This is a genomic window from Gracilibacillus massiliensis (genome assembly GCF_001458115.1).
Lineage (GTDB): Bacteria > Bacillota > Bacilli > Bacillales > Amphibacillaceae > Gracilibacillus > Gracilibacillus massiliensis.
The window spans coordinates 1-18,555 of the sequence record NZ_CZRP01000008.1 but is presented as its reverse complement, the minus strand read 5'-3'; the positions used below and the strand labels follow the sequence as shown (position 1 = coordinate 18,555).

Annotated in this window: 23 protein-coding genes and 1 rRNA gene; 19 read left to right on the top strand and 5 right to left on the bottom strand. The window is 37.1% G+C overall.

The window, feature by feature from the left end:
* The first annotated feature begins 19 nt into the window (after positions 1 to 19).
* From BN3107_RS19665 to copZ, 7 genes are all read left to right on the top strand, one after another.
* A complete protein-coding gene (locus BN3107_RS19665; RefSeq protein ID WP_156416101.1) occupies positions 20 to 178 on the top strand; it encodes a hypothetical protein in 159 nt (52 codons plus the stop codon).
* A 102-nt stretch (positions 179 to 280) separates the two neighbouring features.
* On the top strand, positions 281 to 427 hold the full coding sequence (locus BN3107_RS19660; RefSeq protein ID WP_156416100.1) for a hypothetical protein: 147 nt from the start codon (positions 281 to 283) through the stop codon (positions 425 to 427).
* 76 nt (positions 428 to 503) lie between these two features.
* Positions 504 to 785: a hypothetical protein gene (locus BN3107_RS19550; RefSeq protein WP_058305696.1), complete on the top strand. Its 282-nt coding sequence runs from the start codon at positions 504 to 506 to the stop codon at positions 783 to 785.
* A gap of 110 nt (positions 786 to 895) precedes the next feature.
* Positions 896 to 1,633, top strand: a complete 738-nt coding sequence (locus tag BN3107_RS00515; protein WP_058305695.1) for a Fic family protein — start codon at positions 896 to 898, stop codon at positions 1,631 to 1,633.
* A gap of 195 nt (positions 1,634 to 1,828) precedes the next feature.
* Positions 1,829 to 2,131, top strand: coding sequence for a metal-sensing transcriptional repressor (locus BN3107_RS00510; protein WP_058305694.1), 303 nt, complete (start codon positions 1,829 to 1,831; stop codon positions 2,129 to 2,131).
* Positions 2,132 to 2,143: 12 nt separating this feature from the next.
* On the top strand, positions 2,144 to 4,528 hold the full coding sequence (locus tag BN3107_RS00505; RefSeq protein ID WP_058305693.1) for a heavy metal translocating P-type ATPase: 2,385 nt from the start codon (positions 2,144 to 2,146) through the stop codon (positions 4,526 to 4,528).
* A 29-nt stretch (positions 4,529 to 4,557) separates the two neighbouring features.
* Positions 4,558 to 4,764 (top strand): copper chaperone CopZ, encoded by a 207-nt coding sequence (copZ, locus tag BN3107_RS00500; RefSeq protein WP_058305692.1) that lies wholly within the window; start codon positions 4,558 to 4,560, stop codon positions 4,762 to 4,764.
* 66 nt (positions 4,765 to 4,830) lie between these two features.
* Here the strand turns inward: copZ and BN3107_RS00495 are convergent, their stop codons facing one another.
* Both BN3107_RS00495 and BN3107_RS00490 read right to left on the bottom strand, forming a co-directional pair.
* Complete coding sequence (locus BN3107_RS00495; protein WP_058305691.1) at positions 4,831 to 5,547, bottom strand: hypothetical protein; 717 nt, start codon at positions 5,545 to 5,547, stop codon at positions 4,831 to 4,833.
* Positions 5,548 to 5,734: 187 nt separating this feature from the next.
* Positions 5,735 to 6,628: a DMT family transporter gene (locus BN3107_RS00490; protein WP_082631191.1), complete on the bottom strand. Its 894-nt coding sequence runs from the start codon at positions 6,626 to 6,628 to the stop codon at positions 5,735 to 5,737.
* Positions 6,629 to 6,792: 164 nt separating this feature from the next.
* Between BN3107_RS00490 and BN3107_RS00485 the strand changes: the two genes are divergently transcribed.
* The 3 genes from BN3107_RS00485 (at position 6,793) to BN3107_RS00475 (ending at position 8,608) form a co-directional block, all read left to right on the top strand.
* Positions 6,793 to 7,305, top strand: a complete 513-nt coding sequence (locus tag BN3107_RS00485; RefSeq protein WP_058305690.1) for a type 1 glutamine amidotransferase domain-containing protein — start codon at positions 6,793 to 6,795, stop codon at positions 7,303 to 7,305.
* 273 nt (positions 7,306 to 7,578) lie between these two features.
* Complete coding sequence (locus tag BN3107_RS00480; RefSeq protein ID WP_058305689.1) at positions 7,579 to 8,019, top strand: hypothetical protein; 441 nt, start codon at positions 7,579 to 7,581, stop codon at positions 8,017 to 8,019.
* A gap of 1 nt (position 8,020) precedes the next feature.
* On the top strand, positions 8,021 to 8,608 hold the full coding sequence (locus tag BN3107_RS00475; protein ID WP_058305688.1) for a hypothetical protein: 588 nt from the start codon (positions 8,021 to 8,023) through the stop codon (positions 8,606 to 8,608).
* Between the two features lie 215 nt (positions 8,609 to 8,823).
* On the opposite strand, the gene BN3107_RS00470 is transcribed toward BN3107_RS00475, so the two are convergent.
* On the bottom strand, positions 8,824 to 9,171 hold the full coding sequence (locus tag BN3107_RS00470; RefSeq protein ID WP_058305687.1) for a winged helix-turn-helix transcriptional regulator: 348 nt from the start codon (positions 9,169 to 9,171) through the stop codon (positions 8,824 to 8,826).
* A 138-nt stretch (positions 9,172 to 9,309) separates the two neighbouring features.
* Here BN3107_RS00470 and BN3107_RS00465 point away from each other — a divergent pair, with 138 nt between their 5' ends.
* The 6 genes from BN3107_RS00465 (at position 9,310) to BN3107_RS00440 (ending at position 15,335) form a co-directional block, all read left to right on the top strand.
* Positions 9,310 to 10,365 (top strand): LLM class flavin-dependent oxidoreductase, encoded by a 1,056-nt coding sequence (locus tag BN3107_RS00465; RefSeq protein ID WP_058305686.1) that lies wholly within the window; start codon positions 9,310 to 9,312, stop codon positions 10,363 to 10,365.
* Positions 10,366 to 10,375: 10 nt separating this feature from the next.
* Entirely contained in the window at positions 10,376 to 10,942 is a 567-nt protein-coding gene (locus tag BN3107_RS00460; protein ID WP_058305685.1) for an NADPH-dependent FMN reductase, read from the top strand.
* Between the two features lie 183 nt (positions 10,943 to 11,125).
* On the top strand, positions 11,126 to 12,604 hold the full coding sequence (locus BN3107_RS00455) for an RNA-guided endonuclease InsQ/TnpB family protein (RefSeq protein ID WP_058305762.1): 1,479 nt from the start codon (positions 11,126 to 11,128) through the stop codon (positions 12,602 to 12,604).
* 120 nt (positions 12,605 to 12,724) lie between these two features.
* The gene (locus BN3107_RS00450; RefSeq protein ID WP_058305684.1) at positions 12,725 to 13,054 is read left to right on the top strand and encodes a DUF3394 domain-containing protein; all 330 of its coding nucleotides are present in this window, start codon (positions 12,725 to 12,727) and stop codon (positions 13,052 to 13,054) included.
* Positions 13,055 to 13,155: 101 nt separating this feature from the next.
* Complete coding sequence (gene cwlD / locus BN3107_RS00445) at positions 13,156 to 13,872, top strand: N-acetylmuramoyl-L-alanine amidase CwlD (protein ID WP_058305683.1); 717 nt, start codon at positions 13,156 to 13,158, stop codon at positions 13,870 to 13,872.
* A 416-nt stretch (positions 13,873 to 14,288) separates the two neighbouring features.
* Positions 14,289 to 15,335 (top strand): Mrp/NBP35 family ATP-binding protein, encoded by a 1,047-nt coding sequence (locus tag BN3107_RS00440; protein WP_058305682.1) that lies wholly within the window; start codon positions 14,289 to 14,291, stop codon positions 15,333 to 15,335.
* Between the two features lie 44 nt (positions 15,336 to 15,379).
* On the opposite strand, the gene gerD is transcribed toward BN3107_RS00440, so the two are convergent.
* A complete protein-coding gene (gene gerD / locus BN3107_RS00435; RefSeq protein ID WP_058305681.1) occupies positions 15,380 to 16,042 on the bottom strand; it encodes a spore germination lipoprotein GerD in 663 nt (220 codons plus the stop codon).
* A 162-nt stretch (positions 16,043 to 16,204) separates the two neighbouring features.
* Between gerD and BN3107_RS00430 the strand changes: the two genes are divergently transcribed.
* The gene (locus BN3107_RS00430; RefSeq protein WP_058305680.1) at positions 16,205 to 16,792 is read left to right on the top strand and encodes a KinB-signaling pathway activation protein; all 588 of its coding nucleotides are present in this window, start codon (positions 16,205 to 16,207) and stop codon (positions 16,790 to 16,792) included.
* A 16-nt stretch (positions 16,793 to 16,808) separates the two neighbouring features.
* Here BN3107_RS00430 and BN3107_RS00425 read toward each other — a convergent pair whose 3' ends face one another.
* A complete protein-coding gene (locus BN3107_RS00425; RefSeq protein ID WP_058305679.1) occupies positions 16,809 to 17,585 on the bottom strand; it encodes a polysaccharide deacetylase family protein in 777 nt (258 codons plus the stop codon).
* 239 nt (positions 17,586 to 17,824) lie between these two features.
* Between BN3107_RS00425 and BN3107_RS00420 the strand changes: the two genes are divergently transcribed.
* Together BN3107_RS00420 and BN3107_RS00415 are read left to right on the top strand one after the other, a co-directional pair.
* Entirely contained in the window at positions 17,825 to 18,046 is a 222-nt protein-coding gene (locus tag BN3107_RS00420; protein ID WP_058305678.1) for a hypothetical protein, read from the top strand.
* A 313-nt stretch (positions 18,047 to 18,359) separates the two neighbouring features.
* A 16S ribosomal RNA gene (locus BN3107_RS00415) occupies positions 18,360 to 18,555 on the top strand; the annotation flags it as partial.

Sequence of the window (18,555 nt, the reverse complement as noted above, 5' to 3'; positions counted from 1 at the left end):
CAATAGACAGGGGCCTTTTATGTCTTATTCATTTCATATGGGGGATTCTCTCGGTAACTCTATGTTTGATATGGTTCCAATTTTTATGGTTATTATATTTATCATTGTGATTGGCGGATACGATAAGTGGTTTTATAATAAAATAACAGATATTTCAAAAAATGAATTTATTATCTAAAACATTTTGTCAGGGTAAAGGGGGGAGACTAATCCCTTTTATTTAGATTTACATAATTGAGTTGTCAACATATCACACTTAAAGCAGAGGGAGTGAAGCTCAATGGAAAATGAAGTTTTTATAGCTTATAACTTTTTCTCGGCTGGGAAGACGGAAATAATGAATGCGGATCAACAGGTAATAGGTCATCTTGATTTGAAGTCTGCTTTTTCATCTAGTGTTGCTATTTATAATGAGCAAGAAGTATAATGGGGAAGTTTAAATTTATTTCGAACCAATGGCAGATCTTTGACAATAATCAGGAATTTGGGATAGTAAAGGCAAAGTGGTTCTCGTTTTCAAAATCTTATTATTACGTACTTCCCGTCAGCAAAGCTTTCAGATCCAATCACCGGTCTTTTCCCGTGAATTCACGATACTGGATGATCAGGAGACAGAGGTAGCGGATTTTTATAGAATAAGTAACTTTTTTTCTTCTCCTGCGTATCAAATTGTTAATCAGACAAATGCGATGACAATGGAAGAATTAATTGCAGTTGTCATGGGTGTAAATGCTATTGAAAAACGCAAAAATTCTAGTGGTGCAGCTAATAGTGGAGGAAGTTAATGATATGGAAACTAATCGTTTACCAACCAATGTGTTAGCATGTTATTAATTACAGTGATAATCGTTATTTGGTATAATATAAGTACTAACTATTAAAGTGGGTGGTCCAGGTGGGAGCCTTTAATAAAATTAATGCTTTAAAAAGAACGTTAGATTCATACAGGCCATTACCTTCAGAAGCTGTTCAAAACCTCAAAGAAGTTTACAAAGTGGAGTGGACCTATCATTCCAATGCAATAGAAGGTAATACTTTATCATTAATGGAAACTAAATTAGTGTTAGAGGAAGGACTAACGATTGGTGGTAAACAATTACGAGAACACTTTGAAGCGATTAATCATGCAGAAGCAATAGATTATGTAGAAAGTAACCTCCAACATCCATTAAATGAAAAGCTACTTAAAAATATTCATGCGTTGGTATTAAAGAATATTGATGATAAAAATGCAGGTAAGTATCGTTCCATTAATGTTAGAATTTCAGGTAGTGAGCATACACCTACACATTTTTTGCAAGTAGAACATGATATGAGAGAACTATTTGAATGGTATAACAATGAGAAAGATCGGCTTCATCCAGTAGAACTAGCTGCAGTCTTTCACTTTAAATTTGTATTTATTCATCCTTTTTCAGACGGCAACGGGAGAACTGCACGACTATTAATGAATCTTATTTTAATGCAAGCAGGGTATCCACCAGCTGTTGTTAAAGCCAATTCAGAAAATCGACTGAATTATTATCGAGCGCTTGAACAAGCAAGTGTAGAAAAGGATATCAAACCATTTGTAGAACTGATAGCCGTTTGTGCCGAAGAGAGTTTAGAGAATTACCTCGATGCTATTCGTTAGGAATATTGAAATTAAGAAAAACGATGTATAAATGTTAAATTTGAAGAAAATAATATACTAAGAACGACCTTTGGCATTTTAGCTATAGGTCGTTTTCTTTATATAGCATAACAACACTTGATATAATCCTTTCATTTGACACAAATACCTTGCTGGGGTATAGTATATTTATAAAAGAAAAAGGAAGTGAACTTTTTGGATAAATTTCTACAGGATCACCCAAGTAAACCTAGAACTCAAAGTGAAAAGCAAAAAGAAGTGAACCGATTAAAACGTATAGAAGGCCAAGTACGCGGAATTCAGAAAATGGTAGAAGAAGACCGGTATTGTGTAGATATTTTAGTTCAAATTAGCGCTATCCAATCCGCGCTGAAAAATGTAGGTTTCTCCGTCACCGAACGACATCTTAACCATTGTGTCAGTGATGCGATCAAGCAAGGTGATGGTAAGGAAGCCATTGATGAATTAATGACGGTTATGAAGCAGTTTTCCAAGTAGGGAGGGAACGATATGGGAGAAACAAATCATTCTACATTAGGTATAACAGGAATGACCTGTGCTGCTTGTTCTACTCGTGTGGAAAAAGTGTTAAATAAAATGGATGGGGTCGAGGCTAAAGTCAATTTAACAACCGAAAAAGCCACCGTAGATTACGATTCAGACAAGGCTTCGATGGAAGATATTACGAACAAAATTGAAAAAGTCGGCTACGGGGTTTTAATGGAAAAAGCCGAATTAGATGTTTTTGGAATGACTTGTGCAGCTTGTTCGACCCGGATTGAGAAAGTACTCAATAAGCAAGAGGGTGTGAAGTCTGCATCAGTAAACTTAACAACAGAATCCGCATCAATCGAATATAATCCCGGATTGGTGGACACGAAGGCAATCATTGAGAAAGTTAAAAAACTTGGATATGATGCGAAACCAAAAGCGGAGGCGGAAGAAAAGAAAACACATAAAGAAAAAGAAATCAAGAATATGAAGACGAAATTGATTATTTCCGCCGTATTAGCCGCGCCATTATTAGTAACGATGATGGTCCATTTATTTAATATGACGATACCAGCTATATTTATGAATCCATGGTTCCAATTTGCTTTAGCAACACCCGTTCAATTTCTGATCGGATGGCAATTTTATGTTGGTGCGTATAAAAATCTTCGTAATGGTGGAGCCAACATGGATGTACTTGTCGCATTAGGTACAAGTGCAGCATATTTCTATAGCTTATACGAAGCATTTAAAACGATTGGCAATCCTAGCTATATGCCTCATTTATATTTTGAAACAAGTGCTGTGTTAATCACGTTAATTTTATTCGGGAAATATCTAGAGGTAAGAGCGAAAAGCCAAACAACGAATGCACTATCTTCTTTACTCAATTTACAGGCGAAAGAAGCACGCGTCATAAAGAATGGCGAGGAAGTTATGATTCCAGTTGAGGAAGTTGCTGTTGGAGATCGTTTAGTTGTAAAACCAGGTGAGAAGATACCTGTGGATGGTATCGTTGTAAAAGGAAGAACATCTGTCGATGAATCGATGATTACAGGAGAATCGATCCCGATTGAAAAGGAAGTAGAAGCAACTGTTATTGGGTCAACGATTAATAAAAATGGTTCCATTGAAATGGAAGCCACAAAAGTGGGGAAAGATACTGCGCTTGCATCGATTGTGAAAATAGTCGAGGATGCCCAAGGGTCAAAAGCACCGATCCAACGACTAGCAGATGTTATTTCTAGCTATTTTGTGCCAATTGTTGTAGGGATTGCGATTCTAACTTTTGCTATATGGATTTTATTTATCCAGCCTGGTCAAGTTGAACCTGCTTTAGTTGCCTCGATTGCTGTCCTGGTTATCGCATGTCCTTGTGCTTTAGGATTGGCGACACCAACTTCGATTATGGTTGGCACAGGAAAGGCTGCAGAGAGTGGCATCCTATTTAAAGGTGGAGAGCATCTCGAGCGTACCCATGAATTAAATGCCATTGTGTTAGATAAAACGGGTACCATTACCAAAGGAAAGCCCGAAGTCACAAACTTTACCGGTGATAAGGAAGCATTACAGCTACTCGCGAGTGCGGAGAAAGGCTCAGAACACCCGCTTGCAGAAGCTATTGTCGCTTATGCAACCGAAACTAATATTGAATTAGTTGATGTTGATCATTTCACTGCAATACCTGGACATGGTATCGAGGTAACCATCTCAAGCAGGCAAATTCTTGTTGGAAACCGAAAACTCATGAATGATTACCAAATCGATGTTGGTAGGGCAGAACAAGAGTTGGTGGATTACGAGATCGAAGGAAAAACAGCGATGTTAATTGCAATTGATGGAAAATACCGTGGTATTGTTTCGGTCGCTGACACAATTAAAGAAACTGCACCACAAGCAATAAGAGAGTTAAAAGAAGAAGGCTTAGAAGTGATCATGTTAACCGGAGATAACGAACGAACTGCGCAAGCGATCGCAAAACAGGTTGGTATCGACAAAGTAATTGCCCAGGTCTTACCTGAAGAAAAGGCAGATAAGGTGAAAGAAATTCAAGATAACGGTAAAAAAGTTGCCATGGTTGGAGATGGAGTGAATGATGCTCCAGCACTAGCGATTGCCGATATTGGCATTGCAATTGGTACAGGAACGGAAGTAGCAATTGAAGCGGCTGATGTAACGATTCTTGGTGGTGAATTATTGCTTATTCCAAAAGCAATCAAAATTAGCCATGCGACGATTAAAAATATTCGTCAAAACCTTTTCTGGGCTTTCGGCTATAATACAGCAGGAATTCCAATTGCAGCGATAGGATTACTTGCGCCATGGGTTGCAGGTGCAGCAATGGCATTAAGTTCGGTCAGCGTTGTTACTAATTCACTTCGTCTTAAACGAGTGAAATTATAAGAGCATACTTGTAAGGAGGTGAAAAAGTCATGGAAAAAACGATAAACGTACAAGGCATGACATGTGGTCATTGCAAGATGTCAGTTGAAGGTGCATTAAAAGAATTAGATGGTGTATCATCCGCTCAAGTGAATTTAGAAGCTGGTAGTGTAGATGTTACTTTTGAAGAGTCTAAAGTGAATGTTGATGCCATGAAAGAGGCTATTGAAGATCAAGGCTATGATGTTGAAGCCTAATTATAAGAATAAAAAGCTGGTTTTCCGTTTTGAAAACCAGCTTTTTAATTTTATTTTCTGTCTGACTTAAACTGAAAAATTAAGGGAAAAGAACTCTGGAAGTTGATTTTTATGCTTATCTAGTATGATCTGTTCTGGTATGATACCTTGTTCACGTAGTGCTTTAATGTTCTCTAAGAGGAATTCGTCGCTGCCGACAATATAGAATAGTCCTTCCTTATCAGTAGCAAGCCTTTTCAGTTCTTTATAGTAGATTTCACGGTTATCGACGAACTGTGATGTAAACTTCTTGTCAGGAGCAGTTTCAAAAATATCAGTGAATAAGTATTCTTTGGATGAATCAATGTTCAGGGAATGGATGTGATTGACATTGTCAGCACTTTCGAAATAATCGAGTACTAATGGTCTGAAAGTTGCCAGGCCCACTCCTGATGACAGCAGGTAAACATTTTTATCTTCCCTTTTTAGCGGGACATTCGAATGCGTCTTAAATATTGCTATTTCATTGCCGACCTCAAGGCTTCTTAAAATGGATTTAAATTCGGAGCACTGTTCTTTGATACGTGTTGTGATACCGATTGAATTTTCGTGAGGTAAAGTCGAGATTGACATGTGGCGAATCAAGCTGCGATTTGGTTTGTCTCCGGCATTAAATCCTTCCAGTGCGAAATGGGTATGGGAACCTTCTTCCCATGTGAAATCTTTCGGACAGTCAAGCATATATGTTTTAACATCAGGTGTTTCTTCAATAATCTTATTTATTTTCGTCCAGTAGATTTGCATGATCTAGTCTCCTTTTACCATTAAATGTATTGGTAGTATCACAGCGTACGTAATCCCTCCTACTCCAAGATTCAAGGAGCCAAATCGGAGAAGATAAACGGACACCAAATGATGGAAGTCTTACGTTATCTAATATACACTAAATGATAAAAATTCTCAATTGAACATATGTATTATTTCAGATAATTCATCTAACTCTTTTCGCCAAGGTAGAAATAACAATACCACTAATAATCAGACCTGTACCAATCAGAATGCTGACCCCTATATTCTCATCTATCAACAACCAACCTAAAAACAATCCAAACACAGGTACTAGCAATGTCGCGATCGTGGCAGTTGTCATTTCAATTGCATTTAAAACAAAAAACCATGCGGTAAAACAGAAAGCGGAAGCTAAAACTCCGGTAAATAAGATGATATAAATGCTATAGGGTGTGAAGTTAATGCTATCGCCACCTTCCATTATAACTGCGACAATAGCTAGTCCAACGGTACCAAACAACATCTGGTACGTGTTTACTTGTAATTGTGATAGTTTCGAAACGGTTTTGCGGTAATAAACGTTAGAAGCGCCCCACGAAATCGCGGCAATAATAATTAAAGTTTCGCCAATTAATAATTCAGGTGTTTGATTTTTCCAAATATCCCATCCTAAAATAGTAAAAAGGCCTACTAAGCCGAAGCTAAGCCCAATTATCTTACCTTTCGTTACTTTTTCCTTTAGGAGACACACGGAAAGCACGGTACTCCAAACAGGCATTGAATATAAAAGAACTGAGGATTTCCCTGCTTCTACAAATTGCAAACCATACATAACGAGTGTGAATACCACTGTTGTTTGTAAAAATCCTATAATAATTAGATGTTTCCAAGACCACATAGGAGGCCTTTTTACTTTTAAGAGTAATAAAACGATGATCATGGTGAGCGTGCCAGTAGCAAACCGAAAAGTCGAAAATGTAAAAGGCCCCATGAAATCAACCGCTTCTTTCATTAGTACCCAAGCATAACCCCAAATTAATGTGATTAGGAGTATAAGAACGGGAATCATGTTTCTATTTTGTAACATTTTTTGCATATTGATCTCCTTTTGCTTCTTATAAGTATTTCTCAATTGTATCGGATATTAGTGATCGTGTTAACAGAAGAGTTTTAATAATGATGTTTACCAATAACTTCCTCGTGGTAATAATGAAAATGTAGAGAATACTAACTCTATCATTTAAGGAGGAATATATTAAGATGGCTAAAATTGCAACAGTAATTACAGATATGTTTGAAGATGTAGAGTACACGGACCCGGCAAAGGATTTTAAAGGAGCGGGACATCAAGTCGTAACTATTGAGAAGGAAAAAGGAAAGACCGTCAAAGGTAAACAAGGGGATGCATCTATAACAATTGATCAAGCAATTGATGATGTGTCACCAAACGATTTTGATGCATTATTTATTCCAGGTGGATTTTCTCCTGATATATTAAGAGGGGATGATCGTTTCGTAGAATTTGCTAAACACTTTATGGACGAGAAGAAACCAGTATTTGCGATTTGTCATGGTCCGCAACTATTAATTACAGCGAAAACACTTGAAGGTCGAGACGTAACTGGCTTTAAATCGATTCAAGTTGACTTAGAGTATGCTGGTGGAAAAGTTCACGATAAAGAAGTAGTTGTTTGCCAAGATCAGTTAGTGACGAGTAGACAACCAGATGATATACCGGCGTTTGTGGAGGAATCAATCAAATTATTGCCATAAGGATAGAGATGGGAAGCATAAGACTTATTCTAATATGTTAAGTTACGAGTAATGAAATATAATAAAACCCTCTCATTAGGGATGCAAACCACAACTGGTTTTGCATCCCTTTCTAATTTCAGTCCGAAGTTTAACTGATTCTAACGTTACTTTGAAAGGGAAAAAGGAAAATATATGTTAAAATAATTACGGAGATTGTGAAAAAAATATATAACAGGCAAAAATATTACATAAAGTAACATAGTCCATTTTATTATGAATGGAGAGATAAATATGGGATCAACAAAAAGCTTTATCTTAAGAAAGTTAAGTTCAACTGTTGTTACCACAACTGTTTTTTCTTTTCTGTGGGTTATGTATTTTATTATTGTAGATGGTTATCAATCTGAATATAACTTAGGTAATCAATTAATGGAAGGGTTCTTCTTCTACTCTATCATGGTTGGTACGATTATCTTATTTTACGGTAATTTAGTATCGATAATAGTCGAGAAGCTGCTAGAAAAGAGGTTCCCACAACACAAAAGTTTATATGTATTAATTCTTGGTGTATTTGGATTAGTGAATGGACTAATAATTTTTCCGCCATTTGCTTATTTGGGAATGTTAGCTGCAATGCTATATGGGATTATAGATAGATGGATATTCAAGAGAATTACCAAGAATAAGATATTTTGCATTTTTAGTGACATACAACAGAAAGGGGTTAGATAGATTGCAATCAAATAAAAAAATCAGAAAACGTTATTTAATTACAATTGGTATATTGTTATTATTAGGGGTATATTTTGGTCCTTCAGTTCTTGCGGGATATGCGTTGACTGAACATTCTGCAATCCGTTATACGCTACCCAACGAAGATGGTGAAGTTGTATTTGAAAAAGATATAGCTAATAAAAAAATAGTTATTTGGAATACAGGTAAGCTTAATTATGTAAAGCTACTAGAAAGCCCCTTAGGTATTTTTAAACGGGCCACTAATATAAATCCAATTAGTGGACAAACAATTGATGAAAATATGAAAGTGACTTGGTCTGGGGAAGAAATAGAAGATGAATTTTATGATGTAGTATTCGCGGCAGAGGCATTGGATAAGCAGATTGAAAAGGTTATTGTTAGTAATGAACAAGATGATAGAAAAAGTACACCATTAAGTATTGTTAAAGAGCAATCCTCTATTTTTATTGAAATGGAAGTAAAAGATGGATTTGCAGCTTATTACAGTAAGTTACCCCAGGGAGATGTAGGTAGTTTTAGTTTTCGGGGGATAAATAGCGATGGAAAAGTTGTATCCTTTGATTAAATGATCAACTAGTTAATGTGATTGAAAAACCGTATACTTAAACAAAATTGAATTGTTTGAAGAAGAAAATTAAGTATCACGATAAAACACTCAGAAATTTCCTGAGTGTTTTAGTTTGAGGTTTATATTATAAAATAGTGTTTGCAAGGTGTGCTAATTATTGAGCAATTTCTAAAGTTATTAACACTTTTTTCCTATAACTGAACTCATTAGTCTTATCCGTGCTCCTCTTTTACTTTTTCTTGTTTATGAAGCGTATGCTTCACTCCCCATTCATGCATCGCTTCTAAGATTGGTTGTAGACTTTTCCCATACTCTGTAATTGAATATTCCACTTTCGGTGGGACTTCTGGATAAACGACACGCTCGACGATGTCCTCCGCTTCTAATTCTCGTAGCTGCTTGGTTAACATTTTTTGTGTAATTCCGGGCATACTTCTTCTTAATTCATTAAAGCGTTGTGTCCCGTGGTTGAGTAGATGCAGAAGAATAATCGGTTTCCATTTTCCGACTAAAATACTTAAGGCATCTTCTACTCGACATGCATTTGGTTGATATTTCATTAGTTTGTCTCCTTTTTCACTTTTACAGTATCTTATGAGATACTATATTACTTGAAAGTGCGTACTTACATTTTTGGTTGCTATCGTTCATAATAACATATGATACGTAAATTTCGTTGAAAGAAAGGTTGTTGTATAATGGAAAAATATCGAATTGATGCAAGTAAAGGTTTAGAATTTGGTTTATATACATTAGGGGATCATTTGCCCAATCCAGCTACAGGTGAAAGAATTCCTGCCGGGCAGAGGTTAGAGGAAATTATAGAATTAGCAAAACTAGCAGATGATGTTGGCATTGACTTCTTTAGTGTAGGAGAAAGTCATCAAGAGTACTTTACCACCCAAGCACATTCTGTTGTGTTATCTGCTATTGCGCAGGCCACAGAAAATATTAAAATAGCTAGCTCATCAACGATTATTAGTACCCTCGATCCTGTTCGGGTCTATGAGGATTTTGCTACCATCGACTTGATTTCAAAAGGACGCACGGAGATTATTGCCGGACGTGCTTCCAGGGTCGGAAATTTTGACTTGCTCGGTTATGATCTTCACGACTATGAAGAATTATATGAAGAGAAATTTGATCTCTTATTAAAAATAAATCAAGAAGAATACGTTAATTGGGAGGGGCAGTATCGTGCGCCACTTCGAGATGCACATATTCTACCTCGACCACTAAATGGCTCACTACCAATTTGGCGAGCGGTTGGTGGACATCCTTCAAGTGCGGTCAAAGCAGGTTATGCCGGAGTGCCAATTTTTCTAGCGACACTAGGCGGACCTGTATCTATATTCAAGCGGACAATTGATAGTTATCGGGATGCCTTAAGACAAGCGGGACATGATCCGGCACAATTTCCGGTCGCAACCGCTGGCTTTTTCTATCTAGCTGAGACGACACAGCAAGCACAACGAGAAATGTATCCTTCCGTTAATGAAGGGATGCAAAAGACAAATGGCAGAGGTTATCCGAAGCAACATTTTGCACAAGGTGCTGATAAGCGTGATGTCATGAATGTTGGAAGTCCACAAGAAGTTATTGAGAAAATTCTTTATCAACATGAAATGTATGGACACCAACGCTATATTGCACAAATGGACTTTGGCGGTGTACCCTTTGATAAATTACGCAAAAATATCGAGTTAATTGGTAAAGAAGTATTGCCAGCGATTCGAAAGTATACGAAGAAATAGGAGGCAAATGATGAAGGTAGTAGCAATTGCAGGATCTATCGTAGGGTCTAAAACAAAAACAGCGATCAGTTATGCAGTCAAAACACTTGAAAATAAGTACCCAGATCTAGAGGTTACGATGCTTGATTTAGCAGAGCATGACATCCAATTTAGTGATGGTCGCAATTATCTAGATTATCAAGGGGATACCAAGAAGGTTACAGAAACGATTATGGCTGCAGATGCGATTATTATTGGAAGCCCGATTTTTCAAGCATCGATCCCCGGCACTTTAAAAAACGTGTTTGATTTATTGCCTGTAGATGCTTTGCAACATAAAGTAGTGAGCATGATTATCACCGCTGGATCACAAAAGCATTATCTGATTCCAGAACAGCAATTAAAACCAATTTTAGGGTATATGAAGGCACAAATCGTGCAAAGCTATGTCTTTATCGAAGACATTGATTTCTATCGTAAGGAGATAACGAATGACGATGTCTTATTTCGAATCGAACGACTTGTTGAAGATACTGTGACTCTGACAGGAACCTATCAGGAGATTCGTGATAGAGAAGAAGCTAAATACGATTTTTAACAGTAGCAAGAAACAATTTACTACACCTTTTTCAGTCTAACAAATATCTTTCTTCCGATTGGGAGAGGGATATTTTTTTATAAATGCTCACCAGAAAACTCGTTACTTTAGTGATGAGTTTTCTGGTGAGCGGTTTTGACAGATCGTTTGTTCAGGTATATAATAATGGATGAGAACATATGTATGCGTTTGTCGGCTGATACTAAAAAAGGAGAGGTGAAGAATGTGTACCGTACGCAACAAATTCGCATTAAAAAAGGGCATCGGCTCTATCCTTATTGTGATCAACTCACGTTTTTAGCGAAAAATCTGTACAATGCCACCAACTTTCACATCCGTCAAATTTTTACCGCCTTTGATGAAGGAAAAAACCTTCAACCACTACAACAAGAAGTGTTCGACCTCATTGACAAATATCTTTCACAAATGAATGCCATCAAAAGAAAAACGGTAGAGAAGAAACGGCAAAAAGAATTAAAAAAACCCGTGGAACAACGCAAAGAGATCAAAGATGCAGTGGTTTTCGAGTATCCATCTGCTCAACACAAATGGCCCTCTTATGCCTTTTTAGACAGCTTATTTAAAGTGTCGGAGAATGTTGATTACTTAGCCTTACCTGGTCAAGTGAACCAACAAGTCATGAGACTAGTGTTTCAAAATTGGAAGGCTTATTTTGCCAGTCTGAAAGATTACCACGTCCATCCACACAAATATACCGGAAGACCTAAAGTCCCTAAATATGCCCCGAAGAATGGAAGGATCGCTTGTATCTTTTCCAATCAGGTATGTAAGGTGAAGGACGATAAATATCTACGGTTTCCTCAAACGAAAGAAAGATTGAATATCGGAAAGTTAGGTCTTAAGGGACCATTACAACAAGTAAGAATGATTCCGACCTATGGCGAATATACGATCGAATTGGTGATCAGGAAAGAGGAAGAGAAAGAGCTTGTAGAACTGGAAGAGCAACATGTCATGGGGATCGACCTCGGTGTTGATTGTTTGGCAACCATTGTCGATAATACAGGGTTTTCACCTGTCATTATCAAGGGCCAAGCAGTAAAAAGTATCAATCAATATTATAACAAACAACGTGCCCATTATTACTGTGTTTTACGACATGGAAAGGGATCAAAAGAGGGTTCCTTCCAAAGTAAACGACTGCAGCGACTCGACCAAAAACGTTTCTTTAAGTTAAAGGATGCCTTTCATAAAGCAAGTTTTCATATCGTTCAGTTAGCACTGGCCCGCAAAGTCAGCACGATTGTCATCGGGGTGAACAAGGGATGGAAGCAGAAAGTAAGCTTTCGTAAACAGGAAAAGCAACACTTTCAAACGCTCCCCCATGCGATGTTGATTCGTATGATTGCATACAAAGCGGAAGCGTATGGCATCCAGGTGCACCAACAAGAAGAAAGCTACACATCAAAAGCAAGTTTAGTGGACATGGATGAACTGCTCCATTATGAAAAGGGTGTCCCAGCCAAGGTTAGGTTTAGTGGCCGCAGGATAAAAAGAGGGTTATATCGGACCAAAGAGAACATGTGCATCCACGCTGATGTGAATGCAGCGGGAAATATCATAAGAAAAGTAGTCCCTAACGCTTTTGCCGAGGGGATAGAGGGCGTCGTGTCCCGCCCACTAATGTTAAACATCGGTTGAAGATGATACATTAGAAACTCGTCACTTTAGTGATGAGAGGTTCATGGGGTATTAGCAGACGATACACCGCCTATTAATTCGCCAGCTTACGCTACGGCGGGTATTGCCAAAGCTGGGCCGGTGCGAACAGGGATTCAAGGGTTTAAATATGACTCAGCAGCACTTTTATTGCCATTTGTTTTCACATTGAATCCAACCATTCTGCTGTTAACGGATGTAACATGGTACAACATGGTTTGGGCGATTTTCACCGCAACAATTGGAATGGTTGCTTTTGCTTCCTTCATACAAAATTGGCTAATTAGAAAATATCATTGGTATGAAAGAATACTTGCTTTGATTACTGCTTTATTATTTATTCAGCATAATTTGTTAACCGATATTATTGCAGTGGTAACCTTAACGATTATTTTTATCTTGCAATTTTTGTTATCACGGCGCAAAATTTAGAACCGATAGCGTAAGTTTGATAAGAGAAGGTTACTATTTTTGGCATACTTTTTTCGCTTGTCCCATATAGTGGTTACAGGAGAAGTATAGGGGGAAAGCGGATGCCGAAGATTCTCAAAGTAGTCGTATGGTTAATTGGCTTATTTTTATTAATTATTCTTATCCAATATCCAATGCAAAACTCGATGGACTCTTGGAAAACTTGGTCATTACCTTTAGCTGGAAAGACAATTGTGATTGATCCAGGACATGGAGGGGTAGATGGGGGGGCTGAAGCTTCTGATGACACACAAGAAAAAGAGATTACACTAACTGTCTCGAATATGTTGAGAGACTATTTGCAGCAAGCTGGAGCCGTTGTCTATTTAACCAGAGAAGGTGATTATGATTTGGCTCAAGATGATACGAAAGGTTTATCACGACGAAAGACGGAAGATATTCAAAATCGTGTCGCGTTTATTAAAGAGAAAGAGGCGGACCTTTTTCTTAGTATACATTTAAATGCTTTGCCAGATCGCAGGTGGAAGGGAGCGCAAACTTTTTTCCATCCAGGCAGAGAGCAAAATGAGCAACTGGCGAAAGCTATTCAACATGAGATACGTAGAAATTTGGAAAATACCAATCGCGAAGCATTAGCTATCCAGCAAGTGTTTCTTTTGAAATATGCGGAGGCAACAGGAGCTTTAGTTGAAATAGGTTTTCTCTCAAATGAAGAAGAGAAAGAATTATTAAAATCAGCTGGTTATCAACAAAAAATGGCGGCCAGTATTTATGAAGGAATTTTACAATATGAAACAAATCAAGCAGCAAATCAATAAGTAATGCCTGATAAGTTTCGCTAACCATCAGTGAGAGAAAAAACACTCTCACTGCTGGAAGTCTCACTTTACCACGGTGCTAACCATCCGTAATCCCCCTCATTAATGAGTAGGAAATAGAATGTCACGGTTAGGGTGAAACGGATGGTAACGGCCTGATAAGTTTCGCTAACCATCAGTGAGAGAAAAAACACTCTCACTGCTGGAAGTCTCACTTTACCACGGTGCTAACCATCCGTAATCCCCCTCATTAATGAGTAGGAAATAGAATGTCACGGTTAGGGTGAAACGGATGGTAACGGCCTGATAAGTTTCGCTAACCATCAGTGAGAGAAAAAACACTCTCACTGCTGGAAGTCTCACTTTATGTTATACTAGCTGATAGGATTAAATAGTATTAATTGAGGTGACCTATTTTGCTAAGTAAACAAAGTGTTATCGAACTTTTGCATAAAATGAAGGATCCCTTCCTACATAAAACGTTTGAAGAAACGGAAGGTATTGAAGAAGTTTTAATAAAGGAAGAAAAGAATCATGTTAGTGTCAAGCTGGCGATTGCCAAAACAAATACTGCCGAGCAAATGCAGTTACAACAAGAACTAGTTGGTGCGTTGAAGGAACTGGGTGCAGCAACCGTTGGGCTTCGTTTTAGTCAATTACCTGAGGAAGTAATTGCAAAATTTCAACCAACGAAAGAAGAAGACCCTTCCTTATTAAGCAAAGATTCCAATACAAATTTTCTAGCTATTGCAAGTGGTAAAGGTGGCGTTGGAAAATCAACTGTTACGGTTAATACCGCTGTTGCCTTAGCACGTTTAGGAAAAAAAGTAGGCGTGATTGATGCAGATATTTATGGGTTCAGTGTGCCAGATATGATGGGTGTAGAAGAGCGGCCAAAACTAAATGGCAATAAGATTATCCCTGTAGAACGTTTTGGCGTGAAAATCATGTCGATGGGCTTCTTTGTCGAAGATAATTCTCCTGTTATTTGGCGCGGCCCTAGACTGGGTAAAATGTTAACCAGTTTCTTTAAAGAAGTTGAGTGGGGAGAATTAGATTATCTATTGTTAGATTTACCACCAGGTACAGGTGATGTTGCATTAGATGTACACAACATGATCCCATCATCAAAAGAATTAATTGTGACTACACCTCATCCAACAGCTGCTTTTGTGGCAGCCAGAGCAGGACAAATGGCAATTAATACTGATCATGAAATATTAGGTGTAATTGAAAATATGTCCTACTTTGAGAGTAAAGTGACCGGTGAAAAGGAATATGTCTTTGGTAAAGGTGGAGGGGACAAGCTTGCAGATGTACTAGATACTACTGTAATTGGCCGTCTTTCACTTCAACAACCATTTGAAGAAGAAGGTGTTTTTGCACCATCTGTTTATCAAGAGGATCATCCCAATGGCCAAGAGTACTTAGCTGTAGCCAAACAAATTATAGAAAAGTTTTGATTTAAGAAAAGCGGAGCCGTGAGTATCGGCTCCGCTTTTCATTTTTAGTTACTTTGTTTCTCTTCTTCTTTGTTGCCACTTTCACTTTGCTGTTGTTGTTGACCGCCACTTTCTGAACTAGATCCTCCACCGGAAGAGCCACCTTCACCCTCACTAGCTGGCTTCATTTCCTTTGCTGCATTTAGAATCAGGTCAGATAGCTTTGCCTTAAACATAGGAGAGTCAAATGTTTCTTCCATAACTTTTTCTAAATGTGAACGAAATTGTTGGCTCGTGAGTAGCGTTAATGTTTGTTTTTCCATTTCTGGATTACTCAGCACTTCCATTAATTTCTTTTGATATTCAGAATCACTCATTAAGTTTTTAATGACATCTTCTTGCTGTTCTTGAAGGGCCAATGCAAAAGATTCAACAAATTTAGGATCTTGAAACATTTTTGTCCAATAGTCTTTTCCTTTATCAGAGGAAAGTGTCTCAGTCACTGCTTCCTTAATCACCTTTGAATCAATCACGTAAGTCTGTTGCATATCATCACTAGATAATACTTCTGTGATTGCTTTTTTTCCTTCATCTGTTTTTAATATATCTGCCACCATTTTTTTTGTTCCTTCATAGTCACCATTCTCTTTACTTTCACCATTGTTCCCTCCTCCACAACTGGTTAATAACAGTAGGAGGATCAACATTATATATAGAAATCGGTTCATGTATACCGCTACCTTTCATTACAAAAAAATATTCTGTATTTATAATATGGAGTCATTTATAATTAATATGTATGACAAGCGAAAAAAAATGAAGTTCGTGTTAAAATACATAAAGTGAGAATTACGGACGTTTTTACCGTGATAAATGTAGGGGGATTTGTTTTGAAAAGTCGTAATGTTGTAAGGCTGTTTTTTTCTACTTTATTAATAGGTGGCGTTTCCACCTTAATAGCAAGTTTTTTTGTGAAATCAGATGTATATGCTGAGTTCTTAAATCCTTTTGATTGGTTTGAAATATTAGGTCTAGTGATCTTCTTTTTGGCGTTAGGTTTTGTTTTTAGTTTACTTAGTCAGATGGGATATTTCGCATATTTAACCGTTAACCAATTTGCGTTAGGTGTTTTTCGCAGTTATTGGCCAATCATTCAAATTGCCTTAATTGCTTTTGCGTTATTCGACCTGGTCTATTTCAGATATAAAGGAGTCGAGAATGGCACCTTAACACCATTTCTTTTAACCGCCATTGCTTTATTTGTGTATAGTTGGATTGTAGCGACCATAAAAGCAAAAGAAACGAATAAAAAGACCTTTATTCCAGCATTATTTTTTATGGTTGTAATTACCTCAATAGAATGGGTTCCGGGCTTACGAACGAGTGGTGGCGATTATGCATGGTTAATGATCGTACCTCTGGTTTTATGCAACACCTATCAATTATTAATATTGCATCGTTTAACAGAAAAGAAATAGACCTCTAATAAGAGGCCTATTTCTTTTTGGATTGAAGTTCTTCATTTTTTGTTTCTGATAAAGTAATCAATTCAGAAACAGTAAGAAGCTCTTTTTTTTGCTTTTTAATCTGAGGAATCAATTGTTGCAGTGCCTTTTCTGTTTGTTTTACGGTATCAGAGGCATGTAGTAAAATAATGTCACCGTTACTTAGATTCTTTAAAATGTGATTGGTGATTTTTTTAGTTCCTGGATTTTTCCAATCATTCGGATTTATACTCCAATGAATTACTTTTAACCCTTGGTTTTCAGCTAAATTAATTATTTCTTCGTTAAGGTGGCCATTTGGAGCTCTTAATAAATAGACGTCTTCGTATCCGAGTTTAGTAAAAGTATCTTTCGCTTTGTTCAAATCTCTTCTCACTTGTTCTATCTCTTGTTCGACATATGATTTATATTGATAGCCAAGCATACCAATCTCATGATTTGCCTCTGCTATTTTTTCCAATACATCCGGATGCCGCTCCGCCCATTCACCGCTTACAAAGAAAGTGGCACTAACTTCTTCTGTACTTAATCTTTCAAGGATAGGAATAATTTTTTCTGTACCATGATTAATATTAAATGTTAAGGCAACAGAAGAACTGTCTGTATTTCCGGTGTTTAATGCTCTTGGGTTCTCTTGATCAGAAAATACAGTAGGCGTGTAATTTGATTCTAAAAATAAAAATATTGCCACAAATAAAGAAATAGGAATAATAATAAATGCTTTCTTTTGTTTTTTAATGTCCAAAATATATAAACGTCTCACCATAAATCCCTCCAATTGGTTGGGCTTGTCCCTATCATTTGTATAGGTGATGCAAGTCTCACTTCATTATATGATCGATACTTTATAAATATGTTGTCTAATTATGTTTAAAAATACACTTATTAAGGAATATAAGTAATGATAAATGGGGAAATTATGAACTATTACGCTGCTAATGACTGATGAATTCGTTATGAAAGTATAAGTTTAATTGAATAGAATAGATAATGGGAGTGGACAACATGTTAGGATTATTAATTAATGAACAGGAGCAACATGAATTACAATATGTTATTAAAAGAGAGTTAGAAGAATTGTTATTAGATATAGAAGACCACCGAATTGATAAAATGGTAAAAAAAGCAATGAGAGATCGGTATAAAATGCTATTTCAATTGTATACTCGTGTAGCTAGTGATGAAGAAATAAAAAAATACATCCCCAAGAAAGTACAAATAGAATAGTTATTAAAGATACTATATCTTAACAGAGAAGCAGATATAGTATTTTTTTATCGAATTTATTAATTAATTTGAAAAAGACTCTTGTCTAGCTTTTTAGAATATGGTATATTAGTTTCTGTTGTCGCGAAAGCATGTAACAATATCAATGATTTTACAAGGAATTAAAAAAAGATATTGACTTCTTTTTTAATGCATGCTATATTATATTTCGTCGCAAAAAACGACACGACATTGATCTTTGAAAACTGAACAAAACAACCAGTATGATAAAAACATGAAACAAGCCAGTTTGATAAACTGTGCGCAAGACAACTTTATTGAGAGTTTGATCTTGGCTCAGGACGAACGCTGGCGGCGTGCCTAATACATGCAAGTCGAGCGCGGGAAGCGAACGGAATCCTTCGGGAGGAAGTTCGTGGAACGAGCGGCGGACGGGTGAGTAACACGTGGGCAACCTACCTGTAAGACTGGGATAACCCCGGGAAACCGGGGCTAATACCGGATAATAC